Genomic DNA, 819 nt, shown 5'->3' with positions numbered 1-819 from the left:
TTAACCACAGGTGTTCCCGAAATTGATGCGAGCGGTTTTTTGAAAGGCTTTGAGGTGCGAGGTGGGGATATTACCTTTGGCGCCAAGGGAGCCAATTTTTTCTCTGGTCAAGGGGCGGTTGATATTGTCGATATTGTCTCACGCACAGTGCATTTTGAAGGAGCTGTTGCGGGCAGAGAAATTGGAGTGACAGCAGGGACGGGTCACTTTGATTATGCTTCACGGGAAATGAAAGAGCTAACTGATATTACTGGTAAACCGGAATATGCGATAGATGGTTCTGCTTTGGGGGCTCTACAGGCGGATCAGATTAAACTTGTGGCAACAGAAAAAGGTGTTGGGGTTCGTATGCGCCATGATATGGCAGCCAATGCGGGGCAGTTGCATCTTTCTGCTGACGGGAAAATCTCGTTGAAGAATGTTTTTGGTCATGGGGGCGTTGTCCTCAAATCGAAAAGCCAGAGCGTATTGGCAAAGCACATCACCTCGAAAAAGCATATTGATATTGCCGCCCATAAGGATGTGACGTTAGAAACGGTTGGTGCTGATGGTCATTTGAAGATAGAGGCGCAGGATGGGCTTTTATCGATTGCCGGTAAGGCAACCTCTGGGGGCAATATGGAGCTTTCTTCGCGCCAGACACTTCAAGTTTCAGGGCTAGGGTCAGGTGCTGATATGGCTCTTGAATCGGGCGGAGACTTGAAGCTTGAGGGGATTGTTTTAGCGCAAGGGAATCTCAAGGCGCATGCCGGTGGTGATATACAAGCTCATTTTTTAGCCGGTGGGGTTGATATGGCGGCAACGGGTGCTGCTGGTGTT

Annotated in this window: 1 pseudogene; it reads left to right on the top strand. The window is 49.2% G+C overall.

The annotated features are described in order from the left end of the window. A pseudogene (locus ACFIM6_RS10025) lies at positions 1 to 819 on the top strand (filamentous hemagglutinin); the annotation flags it as partial.

This window comes from Bartonella sp. AA9NXGY, from assembly GCF_042196845.1.
GTDB lineage: Bacteria > Pseudomonadota > Alphaproteobacteria > Rhizobiales > Rhizobiaceae > Bartonella.
The sequence above is the reverse complement of the archived record's forward strand: the minus strand, read 5'-3'. Positions and strand labels throughout refer to the sequence as shown.